The organism is Bradyrhizobium sp. Arg816, assembly GCF_029989365.1.
Lineage (GTDB): Bacteria > Pseudomonadota > Alphaproteobacteria > Rhizobiales > Xanthobacteraceae > Bradyrhizobium.
In genome coordinates, this window is the sequence record NZ_JAPRAQ010000005.1 from 446,728 (window position 1) to 469,738 (window position 23,011).

General features: G+C 60.7%; 15 protein-coding genes and 3 pseudogenes. 12 read left to right on the top strand and 6 right to left on the bottom strand.

Translation table 11 applies throughout. The features are described 5' to 3' along the window. Window positions 1-317 precede the first annotated feature (317 nt). The 3 genes from OWC48_RS16020 to OWC48_RS16030 all read left to right on the top strand — a co-directional run bounded on the left by OWC48_RS16020 (window position 318) and on the right by OWC48_RS16030 (window position 3,236). Complete coding sequence (locus OWC48_RS16020; protein WP_282520859.1) at window positions 318-1,712, top strand: ammonium transporter; 1,395 nt, start codon at window positions 318-320, stop codon at window positions 1,710-1,712. Window positions 1,713-1,786: 74 nt separating this feature from the next. Continuing rightward, window positions 1,787-2,131: a hypothetical protein gene (locus tag OWC48_RS16025; RefSeq protein WP_282520860.1), complete on the top strand. Its 345-nt coding sequence runs from the start codon at window positions 1,787-1,789 to the stop codon at window positions 2,129-2,131. Continuing rightward, a complete protein-coding gene (locus tag OWC48_RS16030) occupies window positions 2,109-3,236 on the top strand; it encodes a DUF6745 domain-containing protein (protein WP_282520861.1) in 1,128 nt (375 codons plus the stop codon). The genes OWC48_RS16025 and OWC48_RS16030 overlap by 23 nt, the downstream gene beginning before the upstream one ends. A 14-nt stretch (window positions 3,237-3,250) precedes the next feature. On the opposite strand, the gene OWC48_RS16035 is transcribed toward OWC48_RS16030, so the two are convergent. Continuing rightward, on the bottom strand, window positions 3,251-3,781 hold the full coding sequence (locus tag OWC48_RS16035) for a hypothetical protein (protein ID WP_135178336.1): 531 nt from the start codon (window positions 3,779-3,781) through the stop codon (window positions 3,251-3,253). Between the two features lie 335 nt (window positions 3,782-4,116). Here OWC48_RS16035 and OWC48_RS16040 point away from each other — a divergent pair, with 335 nt between their 5' ends. The 3 genes from OWC48_RS16040 to OWC48_RS16050 all read left to right on the top strand — a co-directional run bounded on the left by OWC48_RS16040 (window position 4,117) and on the right by OWC48_RS16050 (window position 7,805). Beyond that, window positions 4,117-5,097, top strand: a complete 981-nt coding sequence (locus OWC48_RS16040; RefSeq protein ID WP_282520862.1) for a catalase family peroxidase — start codon at window positions 4,117-4,119, stop codon at window positions 5,095-5,097. Window positions 5,098-5,502: 405 nt separating this feature from the next. Beyond that, complete coding sequence (locus OWC48_RS16045; protein ID WP_282520863.1) at window positions 5,503-5,946, top strand: CBS domain-containing protein; 444 nt, start codon at window positions 5,503-5,505, stop codon at window positions 5,944-5,946. 293 nt (window positions 5,947-6,239) lie between these two features. Next, complete coding sequence (locus OWC48_RS16050; protein ID WP_282520864.1) at window positions 6,240-7,805, top strand: winged helix-turn-helix domain-containing tetratricopeptide repeat protein; 1,566 nt, start codon at window positions 6,240-6,242, stop codon at window positions 7,803-7,805. A 375-nt stretch (window positions 7,806-8,180) separates the two neighbouring features. Here OWC48_RS16050 and OWC48_RS16055 read toward each other — a convergent pair. Further along, window positions 8,181-9,082, bottom strand: a pseudogene (locus tag OWC48_RS16055) (epoxide hydrolase family protein); the annotation flags it as partial. 518 nt (window positions 9,083-9,600) lie between these two features. Between OWC48_RS16055 and OWC48_RS16060 the strand changes: the two are divergent. After that, window positions 9,601-12,384 (top strand): UPF0182 family protein, encoded by a 2,784-nt coding sequence (locus OWC48_RS16060; RefSeq protein ID WP_282520865.1) that lies wholly within the window; start codon window positions 9,601-9,603, stop codon window positions 12,382-12,384. 202 nt (window positions 12,385-12,586) lie between these two features. Here OWC48_RS16060 and OWC48_RS16065 read toward each other — a convergent pair whose 3' ends face one another. Next, window positions 12,587-12,799, bottom strand: a complete 213-nt coding sequence (locus tag OWC48_RS16065) for a hypothetical protein (RefSeq protein ID WP_282520866.1) — start codon at window positions 12,797-12,799, stop codon at window positions 12,587-12,589. A gap of 310 nt (window positions 12,800-13,109) precedes the next feature. Between OWC48_RS16065 and OWC48_RS16070 the strand changes: the two genes are divergently transcribed. Further along, the gene (locus tag OWC48_RS16070) at window positions 13,110-13,319 is read left to right on the top strand and encodes a cold-shock protein (RefSeq protein WP_038945713.1); all 210 of its coding nucleotides are present in this window, start codon (window positions 13,110-13,112) and stop codon (window positions 13,317-13,319) included. 769 nt (window positions 13,320-14,088) lie between these two features. Further along, window positions 14,089-14,247 (top strand): annotated as a pseudogene (locus OWC48_RS16075) (ATP-binding cassette domain-containing protein); the annotation flags it as partial. Window positions 14,248-14,349: 102 nt separating this feature from the next. On the opposite strand, the pseudogene OWC48_RS16080 reads toward OWC48_RS16075, so the two are convergent. From OWC48_RS16080 to OWC48_RS16090, 3 genes and pseudogenes are all read right to left on the bottom strand, one after another. Further along, window positions 14,350-14,531: pseudogene (locus OWC48_RS16080) on the bottom strand (hypothetical protein). A 1,041-nt stretch (window positions 14,532-15,572) separates the two neighbouring features. After that, complete coding sequence (locus tag OWC48_RS16085; RefSeq protein WP_282520867.1) at window positions 15,573-17,516, bottom strand: M48 family metallopeptidase; 1,944 nt, start codon at window positions 17,514-17,516, stop codon at window positions 15,573-15,575. Window positions 17,517-17,583: 67 nt separating this feature from the next. Beyond that, window positions 17,584-18,180, bottom strand: coding sequence for a LemA family protein (locus tag OWC48_RS16090; RefSeq protein WP_404979766.1), 597 nt, complete (start codon window positions 18,178-18,180; stop codon window positions 17,584-17,586). 984 nt (window positions 18,181-19,164) lie between these two features. Here OWC48_RS16090 and OWC48_RS16095 point away from each other — a divergent pair. The 3 genes from OWC48_RS16095 (at window position 19,165) to OWC48_RS16105 (ending at window position 22,327) form a co-directional block, all read left to right on the top strand. Beyond that, window positions 19,165-20,358: an aspartate kinase gene (locus OWC48_RS16095; protein ID WP_282520868.1), complete on the top strand. Its 1,194-nt coding sequence runs from the start codon at window positions 19,165-19,167 to the stop codon at window positions 20,356-20,358. Window positions 20,359-20,384: 26 nt separating this feature from the next. Then, window positions 20,385-21,221, top strand: coding sequence for a glycosyltransferase family 2 protein (locus tag OWC48_RS16100; RefSeq protein WP_282520869.1), 837 nt, complete (start codon window positions 20,385-20,387; stop codon window positions 21,219-21,221). A gap of 686 nt (window positions 21,222-21,907) precedes the next feature. Continuing rightward, entirely contained in the window at window positions 21,908-22,327 is a 420-nt protein-coding gene (locus tag OWC48_RS16105) for a hypothetical protein (RefSeq protein WP_282520870.1), read from the top strand. Window positions 22,328-23,011: the final 684 nt, after the last annotated feature.

Below are 23,011 nucleotides of genomic sequence, written 5' to 3' on the forward strand. Positions count from 1 at the left end.
ACTGGAATCGAAGCGCATTCAGTAGCTTGAATGAATCGTGTCGATGGTGCGAATCTTGCACGTCCTTTGACCAAGAATTGGAACCGTCTCTGACGCTTTCCGATCTGGCGACAAGGGAAAGGCCGATAAGCCATGAGGCTGGTCGGTGCCAGTCTCCAGCCATCGACGCTCGACGACCTCATCGCGCCGAGCTGCGCTCATTGTGTCCCGAAAATCCGAGCTGATCTCGCTGGCGTCGTCGCGCCGGCGCGCATGATCATCTCTGCGGTTCCACTCAAACAGGGCCCAGAAGACATCTCTTGCGACTTGGGAGGACGATGATGGAATCAAAAACATCCACCCGCCAAAGGCTCGTGACATTGGTGGTCGCGTTGCTGGGAATTGCACTGCTCTACCTCGCCCTCGGCGACGTTGCGCTCGCGGAGGATGCGGGCCCGCCAGCCTGCGGCGGCAAGATCCTCGAGAAGTGCACGCCCAATCCAGGCGACACCGCCTGGATGCTCACCTCCGTTGCGCTGGTGCTGATGATGACGGTCCCGGGGCTCGGGCTGTTCTATGGCGGTATGGTGCGCAAGAAGAACGTGGGCGACACCGTGATGACGAGTTTTGCGGTGACTTGCCTAGTTACGATTCTGTTCGCGATCCTGACCTATAGTCTGGCCTTCCGCGCCGGCACGCCGTTCATCGGCGGGCTGGACCGCATGTTCCTGAAGGACATCCTCAGCGACATCGGCAAGGGCGGGATCGGCAACCCCAATCCGCTCGCGGCGACGATCCCCGAAAGCGTCTACATCTGCTTCCAGATGACGTTCGCGATCATCACGCCCGCGCTGATTGCAGGGGCCTTCGCCGAGCGGATGAAGTTCTCCGCGATGCTCTGGTTCATCGGCCTGTGGGCGATCTTCGTCTACGCGCCGGTCGCGCATTGGGTGTGGGGCCCTGACGGCATCTTCGCCTCCGGCAACGACGCCGCCTGGGTCAAGGTGCTCGACTTCGCCGGCGGGACTGTCGTGCATATCAATGCCGGCGTGGCAGGCCTGATGTGCGCCATCATGCTCGGCAAGCGCAAGGAGGCGGGACCGGCCCACAACATGGTGCTGACCTTCATCGGCGCCTCGCTGCTGTGGGTCGGCTGGTTCGGCTTCAACGCGGGCTCCGCGGTGACGGCAGGCATGCAGGCCGGCATGGCGATGCTGGTGACGCAGATCGCGACCGCGGTCGCCGGCTTCACCTGGATGCTGGTCGAGTGGTCGCTCAAGGGCAAGCCGACGGTCGTCGGCATCTGCTCGGGCGCGGTGGCAGGCCTCGTCGCCATCACGCCCGCGTCGGGTTTCGTCGGCCCGATCGGCGCCTTCGTGATCGGCATCGCGGCCGGCGTCCTCTGCTACTGGGGATGCACCGGGCTCAAGAACATGTTCAGCTATGACGACGCGCTCGATTGCTTCGGCGTCCACGCCGTCGGCGGCATCGTCGGCGCATTGCTCACCGGCGTCTTCGCCGTCGAGCAATATGGCGGCACCGCGGGGGCTCTGGAGGGAAACCCGGGCCAGTTCATCAACCAGTGCATCGGCGTCGCCACGGTCTTTGTCTACGATGCCGTCGTCAGCCTGATCATCCTGTACGTGATCAAGCTGTTTATCGGTTTGCGGGTGTCGGAGGATATGGAGCGCGACGGTCTCGACCTCGCACTGCATGGCGAGGTCGTGCACTAGATCGCCGACGGCAATGTTGAACGAATCCGGCCATCCGCGTTCCCTGCGGATGCGCCGGCACGGGAGAAGGCACGATGACCGAGATTTTTGCGCAAGGTGACCTGCTGATCGAGCGGGTACCCGATGTAGCGCCATCGGGAACGCTCGCCGAAATCGCCGAAGGTGCGCCTCTGGTCCTGCTGGAGGGCGAGGCCACGGGACATTGTCATGCGATCCGCGAGCGCGTGACGCTGTTTCACGACGACGATCTGGCGCGCGACATTCCGGCCGGGCTCTATCTCGGGCATCTCCAGATCGCCTCGGCCTATGCGCGGGTGACGCATCAGGAGCATGCGCCGCTGACGCTGCCGCGAGGGACCTATCGGGTGCGCCGCCAGCGTGAACTGGGGCCTCGGGATGCGCGCGTCCTCGCCGACTGAGCAGGCGCTGTCTGCGGGGCAGATGGCGGCGTTGGGCGATTACCGCGCGCGGTGGATAGCCATCCGACGCTCGACGGCGCCTGCCGATCGCGACACCGCGGAGCAGGGCGTGCGTCTTGCCTATGAGGCCGCAGGACTGGAGCCGCCGGCCCGCATCGTATGGTGCGACAGCCCGCTGGCGCTGTCCGGGCTTGCCGGCCGGATGTCGCAGGGCGACGGCGGCAATGTGCGCTTTCGTCTCCTCGATCGCCTGCGCCGGCGCATAGCTTCGCAGGTTGAAGCGCGGGTTCACCGGAAGGTGCTTGCCGCGGTCGACAGCGCAGTCAATCACGCCGACCTGCTGGTCGCCGCTGCAGCCGACGCGGTGATACGCAGCGTGCCGGAGCAAAATCTGTCCATGCTGGGCCAGCTGCGCCGAACCGGCCTGTCGTTCTCCGGCGTGTTACAGGCGCTCGCTGCTCCGCGGGGCTTTTCGACCTGCGCAGCGGGGCCGCACGATCTTTCGTGGCTTGGCGCTTATGACTATCTCCGCGAGGTCCTTGGTCTGCACGCAGAGACGGAGCCGCTGCGCGGCCTGATGCAGCTCGCGACGAGCGTGGGCTGGCTACAGCCGCACGAGCACACCTGCTGGCTCGCGGAGCGACCGAACCTCATGTGCGGTGACGCGCGCGACCGGCTGCATCACGCCAGCGGTCCGGCACTGCGTTATCCCGACGGCTGGTCGATCTGGGCCTGGCGCGGGGTGGAGGTGCCCCGCTGGATCATCGAACATCGGGACCGGATCACGCTCGCTGCGATCGACGAGCAAGTCGACGTCCAGGTCCGCCGCTGCATGATCGAGATCATGACGCCGGAACGTTACGTCGCGCTCGGCGGCGCCACCTGTGTGGCCGAGGACGAAACCGGAATCCTGTGGCGCCGCAACTGGCTCGCCGCGGACGCCTGGGCGGCCGTGGAGGTCGTCAACGCCACGCCCGAGCCGGACGGCACGCGCAGGCATTTCTTCCTCCAGGTGCCGGCCAATCTGCGCACGGCGCGCGAAGCGGTCGCATGGACCTACGGCATGAGGGCAGAGGCCTACGCACACCTCGTGCTGAGGACGTGATGCATGCGTGGTCGCTAGCTGCGGTAGTAGCGCCACATCCGCAGGAAGGTGCGATGGATCATGTCCGGCGGCTGATCGAACGGCTCGACATTGATCCGCACCATGTTGGTGTGGCTCATCCGCCAGGGCAGGCGCATCAACCAGCGCCAGAACGGCTGCTTGCGCCAGTCGGCCACCAGCGCGCTGGTGAGCGGTGCGTTCAGCACGATCTGGAGTTCATGCACCGTCATGGCGCGCTCGGCGATCTCGACAAGATCGATGCGCTCGATGGCGCGCCACCGAATCAGGCCGAAGGCCTGGATGAAGATGCCGTATTGGTTCGCGCCGATCGTGGGCCGGCCGGTCTCGAGCAGCGGAATGTTGTAGTAGGTAAACCCGGCCGCGAGCGCCGCGAGCGCAAGCCAGTAGAGCGCGCCGGTGAGAAGCGCGGCCGTGCAGAAGATCGCGGCCAGCGCCGCCGTGACGTAGACCGGGAAATAAGTATCGTCGCGGCCATAAGCGACCGAATAGCCACCGACATGTCCCTCGTCCAAGGCTGCGATCATGGACGTGGAGGCTACGACCATCGGCCGCAAATAAAAACGGGGTCGCGAGGGCCCCGTCAGTGCTGCAGGTGGCCTAGGGGGTTGTCCTTATGTGCGGCCGCTTGGGAGTCTAGAGCGGACGTCGCGCTGCCTGGTCGTGATGGGCCGCTTCTGACCCATTGCGGACCTACGGGTCTCGGTCGCAACCGTCCGCTTCCGGAGAGCGGACTCGCCAACCTGTCGAGGGGCAGGCATGAGCGGGGAGTTACCGCGCGTCCGCCGTGAACGTCACGAAAGTCGCTCATGCGTCAATTTATGCTGCTATGCTGCGATGCTCATGACAGGAGGAGCCGCTGATGATGAACCGCAAGCTCGTTGCTGTGCTGGTCGCATTTGGCCTGACCTTGCCCGCCGTCACCCGCGCGCAGGACGCGCCGGTCGAGGAGCAGATCGTCAACCAAATGAACAAGGTGTTCGGTGTCCACGCCGGATTCCGCGCCAATCACGCAAAGGGCGTCGTGGCCGAGGGGAAGTTCAAGGCCTCTCCAGAAGCCGCCGGCTTGAGCAAGGCGGTGCTGTTCGGTGGCACTGAGGTTCCGGCGACGGTGCGGTTCTCGGACTCCACGGGAGTGCCGAATCTGCCCGACGGCTCCGACGACGCTAATCCGCATGGGATGGCGGTGAAGTTTCACCTGCCCGACGGCAGCGACATGGACATCGTTATAAATTCGCTGAAATTCTTTCCCGTCTCGACCAGCGAGGAGTTTCGCGACCTGCTCGTCGCGATCGCGCAGAGCCCGCCGGACGCGGCCAAGCCGACGAAGTTCGAGCAGTTCGTGGCAAGCCACTCCACCATCCCGGCTGCCTTCGCCACGGTCGCTACGCCGGACAGTTTTGCCAACGAGGCCTATTTCGGCATCAATGCGTTCGTGTTCGTCAACAAGGCGGGTGAGCGACAGGCCGTCCGTTACCAGATGATCCCCGAGAAGGTCGTGCACCTGGACAAGGCGGAGGCCGCGAAGAAGACGCCGGACTTCCTGATGGAGGAGCTGCCCGCACGATTGAAGCAGGGGCCGGTGACCTTCCGCTTCAAGGCGCAACTCGCTGCCGCCGGTGACTCCACCAAGGATCCATCAAAGCCCTGGCCTGATGATCGCAAGCTGGTCGAGCTTGGCGTGCTGACGATCGACAAGGTTGTGACGAATAGTGACGAGGCGCAGAAGAAGCTCCTGTTCCTGCCGGGCCAACTCACCGACGGGATCGAGCAGTCCGACGATCCGATGATCGATGTCCGCAACGGCGCCTATGCCATCTCGTTCTCGCGGCGCAATCCCTGACGGTCACGGTTAGTCACCAGGTTATCTCAGAATCCTAAGTTGGTTTGGCCGCGAACACTGAAAACGGCAGGGATTTGGGGGAGGGAATTTGACGGAGTCGGACCTTCGCTACCAAAAATTCTCACGCACCGGCGTGACAGCAGATGCCGACCTGATCTGGCCGACAGCAGGTTGCCATTGCTGATTTGCTGCAGCGTGCTGCTTACTGTGGAGGCGGGCACCAAGCGGGAGCCCAGAGGTCCGCTTGCGATCTGAAACCAGACCTGGCGCCGCGGGTTAGCACCGGACCGCTTTTGAGCCGTAGCAGCCGGCGACATCGGCGCGGTGCTGACGCGGCAAGATATTTAGACTATCCTTCAATGCTCACCATCGAGGGGGCGGGACAGGGCCCACGAGAGGAAATCGATGAGCACAGTAAAAAATGCTCTGGCTCAGAAGAGTGGCGTCCTGATCCATGTTCGTTCCGGCGACATGGTCATCGAAGCCTTGCGCCAGATGCGCGACAACCGGGTTCGGTCGGTGCTGGTCATCGACGATGACGTGCTGGTCGGTATCGTGACCCAGGGTGACTGCGCCATCAAAGTGCTGCTGCCCGGGCTCGATGCGAAGCAGACGCCGGTGGGCCAAGTGATGACGGGCAACCCCGTGACGGTCAAGCCGGACGATCAGCTAGAGGGCTGCATGGCAATGATGGCTCAGCGCACTTTTCGCCATCTGCCAGTGCTGCACGCGGGCAAGGTCGTGGGCGTGATCTCGATCGGAGACGTAGTCAAGAACATCATCCGGGATTTGGAGCACAACGTGGATGACCTGATGGGCTACATCATGAAGGACGGCCCCGGGGGCTAACAAACGAACCGCGCGGTGCCGTCGCCCCCGCGCATGTCTGCTTGTGGCCCATCAGCGAAGTGGCGACACCCCTCACTGAGGTCAGCTTAGTGGGGCGTAGCGGACGAGATTTGCTCACGCTGAGTTCTTCGCCCTTTAACCCATACCGGAAGTCGGGCTCCACTGCATCAGATGAGATACCACGGCTCAAAACCCGCCCAACCATTGGCTTACATTTTTTATACCAGCGGCTTATTCTTTGGGTGTGCGAAGATGCCTTTCTGCGATGGGAGGCTACGTGAGGGGCTGGCAACTTGCGCTATCGCTTCGAGGAGTTCGCATTTGACACCGACCGGCGCGAACTGCATCGCGGGGCAGAGGTCGTTTCCATTACACCACAGGTGTTCGATCTGCTCGAATACCTAATCCGAAACAGGGAGCGCGTCGTCAGCAAGGACGATCTCATCTATGCCGTTTGGAATGGGCGCAGCGTTTCGGATGCAGCACTGTCTACCCGGCTGAATGCCGCTCGTAGCGCAGTCGGCGACACGGGCGAGAAGCAGTGCTTAATCAAAACATTGCCGAGGAAAGGCTTCCGCTTCGTCGGTGCGGTGCGTGAAGAGGATGGACCTTCTAGCGCCGCCGTCGCCTCGGAAAGTCATGTGGAGTTGTCAAAGCCCGCACTGGCGCTGCCCGACAAGCCCTCGATTGCGGTATTGCCGTTCCAGAACATGAGCGGCGACCCCGAGCAGGAGTATTTCGCGGACGGGATGGTTGAGGAAATCATCACGGCGCTCTCGCGGTTCAAGTGGTTGTTCGTGATCGCTCGCAATTCGAGCTTTACGTTCGAAGGTAAGGCCGTCGATGTAAAGCGGGTCGGACGCGAGCTTGGGGTGCGCTACGTTCTTGAAGGGTCAGTGCGCAAGGCAGCGGGGAAGGTTCGCATCGCAGGCCAGTTGATTGATGCGGTGACGGGTGCGCACATTTGGGCGGACAGGTTCGAGCGTGACCTGACGGATGTTTTTGCATTTCAGGACGAAGTGACGGTCGCCGTTGTCTCAGCTATTCAGCCAAAGTTGCTTCAAACGGAAATTGAGATAGCGACGCGGCGGCGACCGGAGAACCTCACCGCATATGATTGTTATCTCCGAGCCCTGCAACAGTATTACCTACCGACCCGCGAAGGGGTGGCTGAGGCGATAAGGCTGGCTCATCGCGCCCTGGAGTTGGACCCTGGGTTTGGCCTTGCCGCGGCTCTGGAAGGTGCCGGCCACGGGCACAACGTCCTTCTCGGCTACGCCATCGATCCTCAACGCGACCGCAACGAAGCAGTTCGGCTTCTTCGCTTGGCATTGAGCCTCGACGATAACGATCCAGAAACGTTAGCATGGGCTTGCCTAATCTCGGCGTACCACGTCGGCGACTGTGAAAGCGCGATCGAAATGGCTGACCGGGCGGTCGCGCTCAACTCCAATTCATATTGGGCATGGAACTGCAGAGGCAATGTCTATAGAATTGCGGGGCTGTCGGAGGAAGCGATCCGGAGCTTTGAACACGCCCTTCGCGTGAGCCCGGTAGACCCGCGCCTACACCGAGCGCTTTCTGGGATGGGCGTCGCCTTTATCGAGCTTTGTCGCTTTGACGAGGCAATCGCCGCAGGGAAGAAAGCCCAACGTCAGAGCCCCTCCTATTCGCCAGCTTACCGCTGTCTCGCATCCGCCTTCGCCCATCTCGGACGCGACGTTGAGGCCCGTGAGGCGGCGGCGCGTCTGCTTGAGATCGATCCTGCATTTACAATATCTTCGTGGATCGCTCGGGGCGGACAATCAAACGCGAAGCTGATGACTGAGGGCCTTCGGAAAGCGGGGTTGCCCGAATGAACCCGGTGTGCCGCCTCGTTCCCTGTGGCGGACACGCGGCCCTGTGAACCTCGGCGGCAGCTTGTGGCCCTTAGCGGACTTGATTGACGCTATGGCGGACTTCCGCTTTGCCGGAGATGGCCGACATTATCGCCAAAGTAGAGACTGCTTCCGTCAGTCCCTCTCCGTCGGCCGGGGAGGCGAGGATCGTGGGTGCACTGTCGCATCCACTGTTCAGCAGGCGAGCTGCCGGACACCCTTACGACTGTGCACGAACGAAAAGTGGACGTTTCTGGTGCGGCCGTCGCGGTGCGGGCAACGAAGATCAAGCAAGATACTGATATTCTTGGTGGGCCCGGCAGGACTCGAACCTGCAACCAGACCGTTATGAGTGGTCGGGCTACTGGCTCGCCAATGCGTCAACCGCGGCCGCGTCGCCATCATGGCGGCGTAGGCAAAATGCTTGGCGCGAAAATCCTTCACCTGGTCGAAGGCGTGTTGCTCATCGGCCGAGAGACCGGAGGGGGCCTCACCACTCTGCAGCGCCTTGGTGATCTCCGGCGGAATCGTGCCGCGGAAGTTGGTGTGGATGCCCAGCAGTTCCGGCGGCGCCTGTTCAGCCATCGCATTGGAAATGAGGGCACCGATGTCGCCGCCTTGCGCGGCAAGGCGCGCGTAGCCAAGGCGTTTCATCAGCTCGATCCATGCGCGCGCGACGCGGGCAGGGCCCCGGCCGCTGGTGGCCGGTTTGCCCGAAAACCCGTAGCCGGGAACCGACGGGATCACGACATGGAAAGCGTCCGATGCGCTCGCGCCGTACGCTGTGGGATTGGTGAGGGGATCGATGATCTTCAACTGCTCGATGATCGAACCGGGCCATCCATGCGTGACGATGAGCGGCAGCGCATTTTCGTATTTCGAACGAACGTGAATGAAATAAATGTCCAGCCCATCGATCTCGGTGATGAACTGCGGCAGAGCGTTCAGCTTTGCCTCGATCTTCCGCCAGTCGTAGTCCGTCGCCCAATAGCGAGCGAGGTCCTGAAGGGTCGCAAGCTGCACGCCCTGCGATTCATCGGTCACGGTTTCTCGCTCCGGCCACCTCGCCTGCGCAGATCGAGAAGCGCCTCTTCTGGAACGTTGATCCGGAAGGGGCGGATTTCGTTACCTGTATCCGCCGGCGCCGGGTGCGCGGGAAAAAGACCCGCGGCAGCCGCCGCGGCAATTCCCATCGTGGCGGAGCGCAAGAGCCGGCGCCGGTCCGAGTTGATGGCTTCCGAAACTGCTTGCACACGCATTGGGAAACTCCCTCACTCGTTGAATGGGTGACGTCGTGGCCTCGGCTCAGGCCGGCTACCTTTCGCTGGCGCCACGCGACCTCGAGAAGAGGCGGCTCTTGGGCGCAAAGCGGACCGGGCCGTCCGCGTGGACGTCATGCTGAGTTCGCGCGGAATCACCTCGTATTGGATGTTTTCAGAGGCTAGGTATTTCTGGAGCGTGGGAGCAATGGGCCATGACATCACCTCCGGTGCAAAAATGCAAACCATCCACCGTGAAGGCCTTCCCTGCGGACTCTCGCCAATGGGCGGCAGCCTGATTATAGACCCGAGATCGTCGGGATACGAGCTGTCGGCGGTAGAGTAGGCGAGCGCCGCAAAGGCGCTTCTAGCGCCGGCTGCATCAACCGACCTCGCCACTTTGCGCTGTTCCGCGATCCTGGCGACCCAGGTTCGAGCACCCGTGCCCCCGCCTTGAGGCGCTATTCCGACCGCGAAATCGAGCGGCGGGCGTCCCTCATTTCCGCTATGATCAAGCCATGACGATCGGGATCACCGGACCCGAACGGAAGGTACCAAGGCAGAGTGCCGTGGTCGGGCTCACTGTTGCGGCCGCTGTCATTGGGGTTTGCCTGATCCTGCTCTGGCTCGCGAGCGACCTCCTCGTCGACTGGCTGTGGTTTTCCTCGATCAGTTATCCGCAGGTTTTTTGGACGACAATCGGTGCGAAAACCGTCATCTTTCTTGCGGTTTGGACCGGAACCGCCATCATCCTTTGGGTGAACGGATGGTTCGCACTGCGCTTTGCCCGACGGCGGTCGACACAGCTTGTCACCGCTTCGGTGTGGAACTTCGCGGGCAACGCGCCGCCAGATTTACTTGCGCTTTTACGCGATCGACTGCCGTGGTCCCGGTTGATCGTAGGTGGGGCAGCTTTGCTCGCTCTGCTCGTCGCCGCCGCAGAAGTCGGCAACTGGGGTGTCTTCCTGCGGTTTGTCTATCAGGTGCCATATGGTGCAGACGATCCGCTCTACAACAAGGACATCGGCTTCTATCTCTTCTCGCTGCCCGCCTATATCCTCATCAAAAACGGGATGATGCTCGCGCTCGTTCTGAGCGCGCTTTTCGCCGCGGCGATCTACTGGGTGCACGGCGATATCGAATACGACCTTCATCGCCGATCAATGTCGTCGATGGCGATTGCCCACGGCTCGGTGCTGCTCGGTCTTTTCTTTGCGGTGAAGGCCTGGTCCTATGGTCTTGATCGCTATCTGCTGCTCTACGGCGACAACGGTGTAGTCGTCGGCGCAAGCTACACCGATGTCCACGTGAGGCTACCGGCCTTGTGGTTGATGATCGGACTTTCGGTCATCGCGGCGTTCGCCACGTGGGCAAATTTGCGGGTGCGCACCTACCGGCTTCCTGCCGCCGCGTTCCTGCTTGTCGTGATCGGGTCTTTCGTGCTGTCCAGCGTGATTCCCGTGCTGTTCCGGGAGTTCTTCGTCAAACCAAGCGAATTGGAGCTGGAAAGGCCCTACATCGAACGCAACATTGCGCTCACCCGGCAGGCATACAATCTCGATCAGATCGCAGCCAAGCCGTTTGCGGCGGAACAGAAGCTTAGCTTCAAGACGCTCGACGCCAACAAGGCGACAATCGACAATATCAGGCTGTGGGACTGGCTGCCCTTGTCGGACACCTACGCGCAGCTGCAAGAGATCCGCACTTACTACAAATTCCATGATCTTGATGTTGATCGCTACTGGCTCGATGGCTCCTACCAAAGCGTAATGCTCTCGGCTCGCGAATTGCAGCCCTCCCTGCTGCCGCCGAATGCCCAGACATGGGTCAACCGCCACGTGCTGTTTACTCACGGCAATGGCGCGGTGATGAGCCCGGTCACGCGCAAAAGCACCGAGGGGCTACCGCTGCTCTATTTGCGGGATATCCCTCCGGTTGCGGATGGAGGCCCCAAAATCCACGAGCCGCGCCTCTACTACGGCGAACGGAGCGACAACTACGTCATCGTCAAGGGGAGCACGCCGGAGTTCGACTATCCGAAGGGAAAGGACAATGTCTACGCGGCTTATGACGGTACGGGCGGCGTTCCGATAGGAGCGATGGTGTGGAGAGGCCTGTTCGCTTACTACTTCAACGACCCGAACCTACTGCTCTCAAGCTACATCACGACCGACAGCCGTATCATGATCCGGCGCAATATCGGGGAAAGAGTACGAACGATCGCCCCGTTCCTCAGGCTCGATCACGATCCTTATCTGGTCATCAGCAATGGGCGGATGTTCTGGATGCAGGACGCCTACACGGTGAGTTCCTACTTCCCCTCCGCGCAGCCGGCGCAAGACGAGGATATCAACTACATTCGCAATTCAGTGAAGGTCATCGTGGATGCCTATAACGGGACCGTCGACTTTTACCTGATGGACACCGGCGATCCGATTGCAGCGACCTATAGGCGCATCTTTCCGAGCCTGTTCAAGCCATTCTCGGCCATGCCTGCGGATATGCAGAGGCACATTCGCTATCCGGAGGACCTGTTCCTGATTCAGGCGCAGCTCTATCAGAGCTATCACATGGAGGCGGCTGACGTTTTCTATAACCGCGAGGATCTCTGGCAGTTCCCGCGCCAGCCGGGCGGCGGCGGCATTGCGACGATGGCCCCATATTACATCATCATGCGACTGCCCGGCGAGCCCCAGGCCGAGTTTTTCCTCATGCTTCCCATGGTGCCAAGCCGCCGCGACAATATGATCGCGTGGCTCGCCGCGCGTTGCGACGCGCCCGACTACGGCAAGCTGATTGTCTACGAGTTTCCAAAGGAGAAGCTCGTCTACGGGCCGTTCCAGATCGAAGCGCGGATCAATCAGAGCACCGATATATCGCAGCAGATCACGCTGTGGAATCAGATGGGCTCGCGGGTGATACGCGGTGCGAACCTGCTTGTGATCCCGATCGAAAACTCGATCCTCTATGTAACGCCGCTCTATTTGCGAGCGGAGCACGGACACCTGCCGGAGCTGAAACGCGTGATCGCAGCCTATGGTGAACATGTGGTGATGAAGGAGACGCTCGACGAGGCCTTGTCAGCACTGTTTATCGAGCCTGGCGCGGTGCGGCCGGTCTCGAGCGCGAAGGAGGAAATGCCTGTCGCACGCCCGTCGGCAAGTCAAGCACGGGAGGCGCTCGACCGCTACAATCATGCCGTTGAACGATTGAAGTCCGGCGACTGGAAAGGCTTTGGCACGCAGTTCGACGCAATGCGCGAGCTTCTGGAGGAAATGAACCGGCACGCCACGGGCCACTAGCGTCGCGGCTCCTTTGGCGCTCATTGGGAACACAGGGGCTGCATAGTTCGGGCTGAGCACGCAACGAAGAGAGGCGTTGAGCTTGATCCGATACAGGCGGTGTTTGCACTCGCGGTACGAATGCCACTGAGACGCGAGGAGGACCGCAAGCAGGTCGAGCTGGATCTCCCCTGTGGACCAACCGACAGGCCCACTGTCGCGCCTACTGCCGTGGCCACTGACTGAGTTCATCCTCAGTTACAACACGCTCGAAATTCTCGGTTTTGCTTTTGATGCGGTATCGAATGCGGCCGCCCGCCTCAATCGGGAGGCATGCAACAATAGTGTAGACGGTCCGTCCGCCATTGTCGGCGCGGCCCTGCGGTCGCTGGGCTTGATGATGAACGTCGTCGTTGATCGAGAAGATGTAGGGCATTGTGTTCCTTACAGCATTTGTGGCGCGTGCGCAGCACAGAGAAGCCCGCCGACCTGCTGATTGCAATCAAGGTTTTGCGGGCCGTGAACAGTCCCTTCGAGAAGGCCGCGGAACCCAAGGCCAGCCGCGGCGCCTCTCATCTCATTCCCGTGGCAACCCATGCCACCGGTGGTATGGTGAAGGGGTTCGACCTATTGAATGACTTGATGGCCGCGCCCCGAGGGGGCCTTTCCAAGACATCGCTGGATCGAATTTGCTCGCACGGATTGTGGGTAACGAACTCTTTCGTGGGTATTGTTGGAGACGGATAATGGCAACGGGTGTCGTGAAGTGGTTCAACGGCCAGAAGGGCTTTGGCTTTATTCAGCCGGACAATGGTGGGCCGGATGTATTTGTTCACATTAGCGCCGTAGAGCGTGCGGGCCTTCATGGACTAGCCGAAGGGCAGAAGGTCTCCTTCGAGGAGAAGACCGATCCGAGGCGCGGAAAGACGAGCGCTGAAAATCTGAAGACCCTGTAACATCGGTCGACGCTTCGGTTCCACGAATATACTGAGAAGCAGGCTACAGGGGGGATATCATCGCCGACCTGCGGCGATGCCCGCACGATTGTTCGCTAAGTTTTATCGTTCATCCGCTGGGTCGTGAACTTAGCACCAGCGGCACCGTCCCCAGCGTGCGCAGCAGCCGCCGCAACCCCCGCAGCCACCGCAACCACGCACAGCTCGGCACCCACGGCAGCCACGGCAACCACCGCAACCTCGGCGAACAACAACGGCGGCTAGCTGCACGTCGCTTCCAGCATTTTCCTTATCGAAGAGATAGAACGTGGCGAGACTGACGTCGGCCATTTCCTCTTCGCCAAGAACGAAGCGCTGATTGGGCGAGATGTTGTCAGAATGCGGGATATGAGCAGTGGGTATCGTGTGCGCGGATGCGCTCCCCGCCAGCGAGAGACCCAGTCCGGCCGTACCGAGTGCCGTGACGGCGGCGGCTTTGGTTGCGCGTACGTGCTTCGCAGCATGCTTCACCCGTGGCATGGTCGCCATCCTTTCGGAAGTTGTCGTGAAAGGGTCAGCTTGACGTAGCAAGTGTGCCTGTACGTCTAGAAATGCGACCTAGCGCATTCGGTTCCCCTTCGCGCGCGGGTCTTTTTGAGTTGCAACTGGTGGCGGACCCGACTGACTGTCTGACGATGTCCGTTAACAGGGGCAGAGCGGAAGTTGGACTTCGCGGCGGTCAATGCGGATTTTGCACCGAAGCCGACAGGTTCGAACAGCTGGCGCTTTCCGCAAGGCTCCAGCCAGCGAGGCGACTGCGCAAGTGCTGCTGCTGGAGGCGGCTGAGATCCTCGGCATCGGCGAGTTGCTACAGCGCAGGCCACGCCAGCTCTCGGGCGGCCAGCGCCAGCGCGTGGCGTTGGGCCGTGCTATCGTGCGCCACCCCCGCGAAGCGTGGAGAGGGCGCGGGAGGCGGTTTCCAAAGTCAGGACAAGACGCACGATGCGTACCGGAATTCATAAAGTCCGCTGACGTATCGCGCGTTTTGTAGTTAGCGCCTGTGCCCCAGCGGCATACTGAGCGCCATCGCTTTTTGACGAAGAGACGCTTCAGTTCTCTTCATCGCTTTTGCGATCTTCGCCACAGGCGTCCTAGCTTCGAATGAGCGCGCAATTCCTTGACGTCGGCCGCAGTGTATTCGCGACGAACGATCTTCTTTAATTTTTTAGCCATTGCCGCTCCATTTGTTGAGCGGCGCCTCTACCCCCTACGTTGGCTGAAGAACAGCCCCTTAGACCGATGTCCGCTTTTATTGCAGCCCGGCGATGTCGACCCCTCCGAAGGAGGCAGGTTGCGACAGCTGATACTTAACGACGTACGACATGGATCAAGCCGCTGTCGTCCAGCGGCGTGCATGTGATCGTGCGAAATCCATGGCAAAGCGAAACTTGTAACTTTCGTGAAGCCCAAACCAAACAGAACCGCGCCCGGAGGACCGGTCATTCATCTTCGATCACGAAAACAGAAAGGTCCCAATCAGCAGGCCCGCAGCGAAAGCGAGAAGCCCCAAAGTGCAGGCTGAAACGATACGGACGAGGATGCGAACTTGCTCCTCGTACTCCTCTTCCGCGGTCTTGTGGGACTGAGCCGTCATTGCAACTGCCCTGCCAGCGCCCAGATTGGGCAAATGTAAACTCGAAATCATGGTCAACGCGAGGCATCTTAGCCCCGCCGTGATGCCCTGTTCGATTTGGCGCGCATCTCTTCAACGGGAGGATCATCGAAGTCTCCCTTGAGGTCCGTTCAATGGGGCTTAGCGGAGTGAATTTGCTCTCGTTGAGTTTTTCGCGTTTTGACCCTTAACCGGAACATACGGTTGAAGTTGCGCTGTTCTGGTCGAAGGCAGTTGCTACCCGTTCAACAAGCGCTCTGTTCGCTGCTATTCCCGCAGCATCACTGTATCGCTGCAAAATGGATTCACGATGAAGCGTGTCAGCCCTCCGTAGGTTTCGGGATAGCGCTCGACATACGGCAGCAAGATTCGCAGGGCATCCGCTGCCACCTGCGCCGTTTCGTGATACCGCCTGAGCGCATCCAACACATTGGAATGCGCGCCAAGGCTTTGGACTAGGTTCTATACTCAACTGACTCTGGCACAAATCAGTGGAGAGTGGTTCAAGTCCTCCGCTGGGGGCTTGATGTGCTACGAGCTGACGCATTTCGAGTGGAGCGTCATCGAGTGCTGCGACATAGACAGCCTTGCTGTGATGTCGTTCATCGTCTTTCCGCTTCCCCCGCGACGAGCGGCGGCAGCGGGCAGTCGAGCGTATCGCAAATGGCGCGGAGCAGCTCCGTTTCGCGGAGGGTGACCTGCTGGTTCGCCAGGATGCAGGTCGCGCAGGCGACGACGATCCGGCGCTTGATGGCCGGGACGGATTGATTGAGCGTTTGCAGTGCCGCGTCGAACTCGGCGAGGGAGCATTCCGCGCGGGGCGGCAAGCGTTGGGTGTAGTCGCCGCCGATGTAGCCGCGCATGCCCGTATCGAAAGCCCGGGCGGCCTGGTTGGGTTTCGGCTGGCCTTCCCAAGCCAATAGCGCCAACACCGTCGCGACCGGGTGCGCCAGTTTTTGCGGCGAGCTGTGCACTGGACGCGTCTGACGCTGCGGCAGGAACTGGGCGTCGAGATGGCGATGCAGCACACAGCGGAGGGTGTACTCGAACAGGCTCAGCCGCGGGTCGGCGATCATGAGGACCTCGACCTGCGCGCGGAAAGTCCGGTGCTGGCGGGGCGACATCTGCCGCAGGGCTGGCATGGCCAGGTCCAGAAGAGGCAGCCGGTGCGTGTCCGGCAGGGCCTGGACAGGGGCGACCAGCCGCAAGGTTTCGGCGAAGTCCTGCGGCTCAGCGCCGGCCTTCAGCTGGGTCAGCTGGAGGTCCCGCAGGTCCGGCCGCGGGTCCAGGAGAAGGGCGTAGACAAGGGCGCGAGCACTGAACGGCTCTTGGGCGGCGACCCGGAGCACGTCGGGCATGCCGTCGTGCAGCGCCTGGGCGTGGCTAATTTCTCGCGGATCGACGTGGCCGACCCGGGACGCCGCTTCGTCGGCGAACCCCAAGGCCGGTAACGGCACCTGCGGCAGCCCCGGTAACCTCGGCATTTTGGCGAACGGCGGGACGCGGCGGGGGCCTTCGGGTTCTTCCCGATCGAAGCTGACCGCCCGCACCTCCGGGAACTGGCCGTTGAACTGGGGATCGAGCCGGCGGATGCGCTTGACGAGGGGCGGGTGGGTGGCCAGCAGTCCGGCGAACCCCTCGCCGGCGAAGGCGTTGGCGAAAAACATGTGACCGGCCTCGGCGGCCTGGGGGTTGTCGATGCGCGACCCCTCGGCCAGCCCACCGATCTTCTTGAGCGCCCCGCCAATGCCGTCGGGGTTACGCGTGAACTGGACGGCGCTAGCGTCGGCCAGGTACTCGCGCTGCCGAGACACCGCCGCCATGATCAGCCGACCGAACAACGCTCCCACCAGGCCCAGCACAAACACGCCCAGGCCCAGCAGCACGAGGCCGCCACGGGAATCATTCCTTCCCGAAGAGCGGCCGCCGGACGCGAACATGAGCATGCGGCCCATGATGGACAGCGCCATGATCCCGAAGATCAGGCCGATCAGCCGGATGTTGAGCCGCATGTCGCCATTGAGAATGTGGCTGAACTCGTGGGCCACCACGCCCTGCAGCTCGTCGCGGGTCAAGTAGTCGAGGCAGCCCTGGGAGACGGCCACTACGGCATCGCCCGGCGCGTAGCCGGCCGCGAAGGCATTGATGCCGGGCTCCGCCAGAACATAGACGGGGGGCACCGGCACGCCCGCGGCCAGCGCCATCTCCTCGACGACGTTGAGCAGCCGCTTCTCGCGCGGGTCGGTGGTCGTGCCGGGCACCTCCTCACCACCCAGCATCAGGGCGACGGCTTGGCCGCCGGACGAGAGCTGGGCCACCTTGAACGCGCTGGCACCCCCGACCACAAGGCCCACCCCCGGCGCCGCGAGCAGGAGCAGCTCCGGCTGCCACCAGGACACCGGCTCGGGGCCGCTAGACATGCTGAGCGTCAGCAATAGCCCGTACACCAGGGCAATCAGAATCAGGATCGCCAAGACGAAATAGACCACCAGCTGGAGGGTCTTGCGTCGAGCCGAATCCTGCTGCTGAAAGAAATTTGTGGCCATGGTCAGAGGCGGATTTGAGAGCGTGAAACCGGAAGCATGGGACGCGCGGAGCGGTAATTGTTCCGTGTTAGAACGACACCTTGGGCGCTGCGCGCTCGGTCTCTGGGGCTTCGAGCAGCGCCGCCTCCTTGAAGCCGAACATGCCGGCCACTGTGTTGGCCGGGAAGACCTCGCGCCGGATGTTGTAGGTGGCGGCGGCGTCGTTGAACGCTTGCCGGGCGAAGGCGATCCTGTTCTCGGTCGAGCTCAGCTCCTCTTGCAGGGCGAGCATGTTCTGGTTGGCCTTGAGGTCCGGGTACGCCTCGGACAGGGCAAAGAGCCGGCCCAGGATGCTGCCCAGCTGGGCCTCGGCTTGGTTAAGCTCCCTCATGGCCGCCGGGTCGCTGGGGTTGGCGGCGACTTTTTGCTCGGCCGCCGTCGCGCTGTTGCGCGCCTTGATGACAGCATCGAGCGTCTCTCTCTCATGGGCCATGTAGCCCTTGACGGCTTCGACGAGGTTCGGAATCAGCTCGTAGCGGCGTTTGAGCTGCACGTCGATCTGGGCGAAGGCGTTCTTGAAGCGGTTCGCGGCGACCACCAGTCCGTTGTAGATGCCCATGAGCCAGAGTGCGAGCAGCAGCACGACGCCCAGGAGCACGAGCAGCGCAATTGTGACGGGACTCATGAGCCGTGACCTCCGACGAGAGGACTGTTGGTCTGGTCCATCGCACGACCGGCGCCAGACCGGCGGAACATTTGTCCGACGGAATCCGGCCGAAAACTTGGCAAAATCCCACGGGCGACTGGTTGAGGACGGTACTATCTTTGTCGTGTGCCGCCCACGAACCTGTGGTCCTTCCCGCTCCGCACGCAGCTCTTATGGAGGGCTACTTTCCAGGACGGGACGTCAGCCTCGGAAGACGCACCGAGGCGCTGCCCGAGGGCGGGCCGTTCTGATGCGCGAGTTCTCAGAGCGCGGGCGGCGCTACTTGCTACGCTTTCGGGCAGCCGGAGTGCTCATTTTTGAGTCCGGCGATGGCCGGACCTTAGCCGAACATCGCTTGAACCCTTGTCATGTCGGTTGTCAGTGGCAAACCTGACGTCAGTCCAACGTTGGCATTTGCCGCTGCTTTTGGCCAACCGAGACATCAATCCCGCTCGTGGGGGCGGTCAAAACTCTAGCGAATGATTTCTGCGGACCGGTCTCCCTGGTTCACGCGCAACATCCGGGAATTAAATACTAAAAGCCACTGGTCGAGTCGCTGATATTGGCAGGGGTGGGGGTAGTCAATTCCTCAGAGCCTCTCGCCTTGCGGACCGGCCCCACTCTCACTCAGGGCTTTTTTTCGGGGCGGCAGAACTTTTAGCGTTACCCAGCCTATCTTGTCGTGACCGCCAATCTTCCGCCAAGAAAAACGATTGTTGTATCGAATATTGGAGAGCTGTGAACGGCGATGAGCGGAGAGGTACGTGGGCAACCACGTGCACTGGCCCAACTATTTTCAGAACCTCAGAGACGCGCCGGCGCGGAAAAAACGTCGCGAAATTCGATAGGGGCGGTCCAATTTTTGCGCGGACCGCAAGCAGTTCTGGAGCTCGATGCATGAAACCGTCCGGCGGAGCGAAGCGAACATCCAGCCACCGCTCATACAGTCACCGTCGCAAGTAAATGCGCAACAATCCGACCATCGTGCAGAAATACGGCGGCGTCTGTTTAGAAACGCCGGAGAAAATCCGCGCGGTTGCGAGGAGTCTCGCCGATTTGCACAACCGTGGTCATCGCGTCGTGGCGATCGTTTCAGCGATGGGTAAGACGACCGACGAACTAATTAAGGCGGCTTATCAAGTAAGCCCGCATCCCAACCGCCGCGAACTGGATATGTTGTTAACAACCGGTGAGCGCATCAGCATGTCGTTGATGAGCATGGCTCTGTCTGATCTCGGTGCGCCAGCCATTAGTTTTACCGGAAGTCAGGCCGGTGTAATGACAGACGAATCTCATTCTTCCGCGCGCATTTTAGATGTGCGGCCTGCGCGCGTGCTCGAAGAACTCAGTCGCGGACGCATCGTGGTTTTAGCGGGCTTTCAAGGCGTGAATCCGCGAACCAAAGAAATCACCACCCTAGGCAGGGGCGGCAGCGACACCACTGCAGTCGCCATGGCTGCGGCGCTAAGGGCCGAGCGCTGTGAAATTATCAAAGAGGTCGACGGAATTTGCTCGGCCGATCCGCACATCGTGGCGAACGCAAAACCATTGCGCCGGCTGGATTTTGCATCGTTGTCCGAAATGTGTTTTTGGGGCGCCAAGGTTTTGCATTTTCGCAGCGTGGAGCTGGCACAAAGCCAAAATATCCCTTTGTTTTTACGAAAATGGGGCAATTCCGAACACAGCACGCGAGTGATGAAAGAGGTTATCGGAATGGAAAACGGAAAAGTTTTGGCCGTCAACTCGATGGCTCGTATTGAGCATGTGGAGATCGCTTCGACGAATCTCAGTCGCGGTTTTGAGATATTTGCGCAGCATCTCAAGCAAAACGGCCTGTCTTGGCCGCAAGTCCTCGCCTCGGCTTTCACCGCAGGAAAGACGCGCATCATGATGACTTGCGAGTCGGAATCGCTCGACACTCTGCTGCGCACGCTGGAAAGGAGCAAAGACTTGCGCAAAGAGCGTGAGACTTTAAGTTCGGTGAGCCTCACTTGCTTCGGCGGCGTTTCTTCAGACTTGCCATTTCAGGCGATACAAATTCTGCAATCCCACGGGATTGTCGTTGACAAATACGTTCTATCATCACATTCGATAAATCTGTTCGTTCCTGTGGAGACCCGCGAGGCTGCGGTCACGGCGTTGCATTCGCTGATCTAACAACCCCTTTGAGAGGATGCCACGAAATGCCTGGCCCCATGGGGTGGCTACTTCGCGATGGCGAACGAATCATTGCCTGCAACACAGGCTTATTAGGTCACAAGCACCGTCTAATCGGCATCGCCCGCCTTCGTAACGAAGCGCTTATTCTCAGAGACACACTGGACTACGTGGCCAAGCAGGTCGATGCGATTGTCGCTTATGATGACGCGAGCACGGATCGTACGCTGGAGATACTATGCGAACACCCGAAAGTCGCTCTGATTGTGACAAATCGATCGTGGGAAGCTGACATCGAGGCGCGCCGGATTGCTGAGGGTCGGCATCGCGGCCTCTTGTTGCAGACGGCGCGCGAGCATTTCCAGTTCGACTGGATGTTTTGCTTCGATGCGGATGAGCGCGTTACCGGGGATTTACGCGGATTCATAGAAGGAACGCATTCTAGCGAATGCGACGGCGTGCGGGTCCAACTGTTCGATGCCTACATGACTCCTGGAGATCACGCACCCTATCAGGCCGATCGCGAACTGCTGGACTTTCGTCGTTTCTTCGGTCCGGAAAGGCGAGACATTCTGATGTTGTGGCGAAACCGGTTGGAGGTCACCTTCGCAGAGCACCATGCGCGCGAGCCGGGTGGCGTTGAACGCGTGGCGACTGGCCTCTATTGCCAGCACTACGGCAAATCGTTGTCGGTCGATCATTGGGAAGAGACCTGCGACTACTACATGCGACACTTTCCGTTCGATACCTACGGACGAAAATGGCGTGAGCGCAAAGGTCGAGCAATTCACACCCAGTCTGACTTCATGCGGCCGTTGTACGAGTGGGGTGACAGGCTCTTCGCGGCTGCGGTCAAGATGTGATTGTTCGACAACCGAGCCGCCCGGTACCTATGCGGCCGCTTCGAAGTCGGCCACGGGCCCACTTCTCCCATAACATCTCATTTGCGAATCCAAACTTGGATCGCGATATTTGCGTCTTGATCCATGCGCTCTCGCCGGTGTGTCCGTTTCAGGAGAATAAGCGACCGGGCACAACGACCCCGGGCTCAAATTACTTCCTGCCTTCCAATCTCTTTACGCGAACTTCGTGTGGGCTGTCTCGGTGTCTGGTCTACGGAGTCGATCGCAAAGGATCGGTCTGTTGCGGCGCGCTGCGTGGTGGCGCGCCCGACTTTACCGCAAAGCCGCCAACGATATGACTGGTCGAGCCGTCGCAAAGTCGAAAAGCCCGAGTCACGGCTGACGTAAGATAGTTGTACTGCCAAATGTGCACGTTTCACGCGATGGGCGCGAAGCTGCTTCGCGAGGTACCGACGTTGCGATCACTCCCGTTGTGTTTTGAAGCATCGCAGGAGTGAACCACTGACGCGAGAACGTGGCGAGGTTCATGGTCGAGCTCCTCGCAACTTTGTACTTCATTTGACCAGTTCACCGCGATATATCGTCCGCTGGAGAGCATGGTGATGTTTCGAACACGGAAGAGCAAATCTCGCGCACGTGACGCGCAACTTGCAGAGCAAGGACGCGAGCGCAATAAGAGTTCCCGCATGGACATCCAGGCGTCTATCGCTGAGTTGAGAAGCGTGCCGCGGGACAAGCTCGCGGATGCGGTGTTCCTGCTCTCGATGGCGGCAAAGCAGCAAAGCAATCAGATACGACGATCGATCAATGAACGCGCGGGGGCCGAGTTCGAGTTTGAGCCGCCACTGAACGGAGACCTGGCTGACTATCTCGCGGCGGAGGCAGTCTCGGTTTTGCGCCATCATAAGGCTGATGTGCCGACGCTCATGGATATCTTGGCTCAGCGATCGCCTGACGTCGACTTCACCGTCCATCTAAGAGATGCCGCTGCAATGCTTGCCTCGACGATCCAGGAACAACGGCTCGAAGGCATTCTGGAAGGTCTCAGACTTGTCGGCCTCCTGAACGAGTCCTCAAAGGATCGTCATGCCGCTTTTGGCTCATAGACGCGAAGCGATTTAACAGAACCTTTGGCCGTAGCAGATTGCGCGAGCGTGGCCCGGGGGGGCAAATTTCGGCAATTGGGGGCCGGTCCGGCTGGACTTGCGCTCGTGCGGCCAGATGTCGAAGCGTGGGGGAAGTCTGCGGCTTTCAGGAAGAAGCTCAGCGCTCGGTGCAGACAAACGGCGCCAGCGCCTCTTCGATGAGAGAGAAGGGGGCGACTACAGTTCTGACTATCTGAGTGCCCGGGTGGAAAGCCGATGAACGTCTGGGCTTAACTAGGACGAGCAGGCTTGCTGCTCTGCTACGCGGACACGAGAAGATTGGCGAAGTGGAAACTTTTCATTTTCTGCTTGAAGTCAGGTGAGTGAGCGTCTATGCGTTTTCGAGCGTTGCCCGTCTGTCGGGCGCTCTCTTTGGCCTAGATGCCAAGGGAAGCATGCACGCTCTTGATGCTCCTCACCTTGTTGAGTGACACAACAGTCGACGTAAGTCGATTGGAGTTCATTCATCGTCGGTAAGGGTGTCGGAACCCTTCCTCTCGGGAAGGTTGAGACCTCTTCGGTCTCGGGCTGTTTGACAAGTGAAGATGAAGAAAGAGAAACGTGGACGGCGGAGTCCTTGCGCCTCTCGGACACTGAAGAGCTTCGGCTTTTGAGTTCTGAGAGGGGACGAAAGACTTCGGCGGT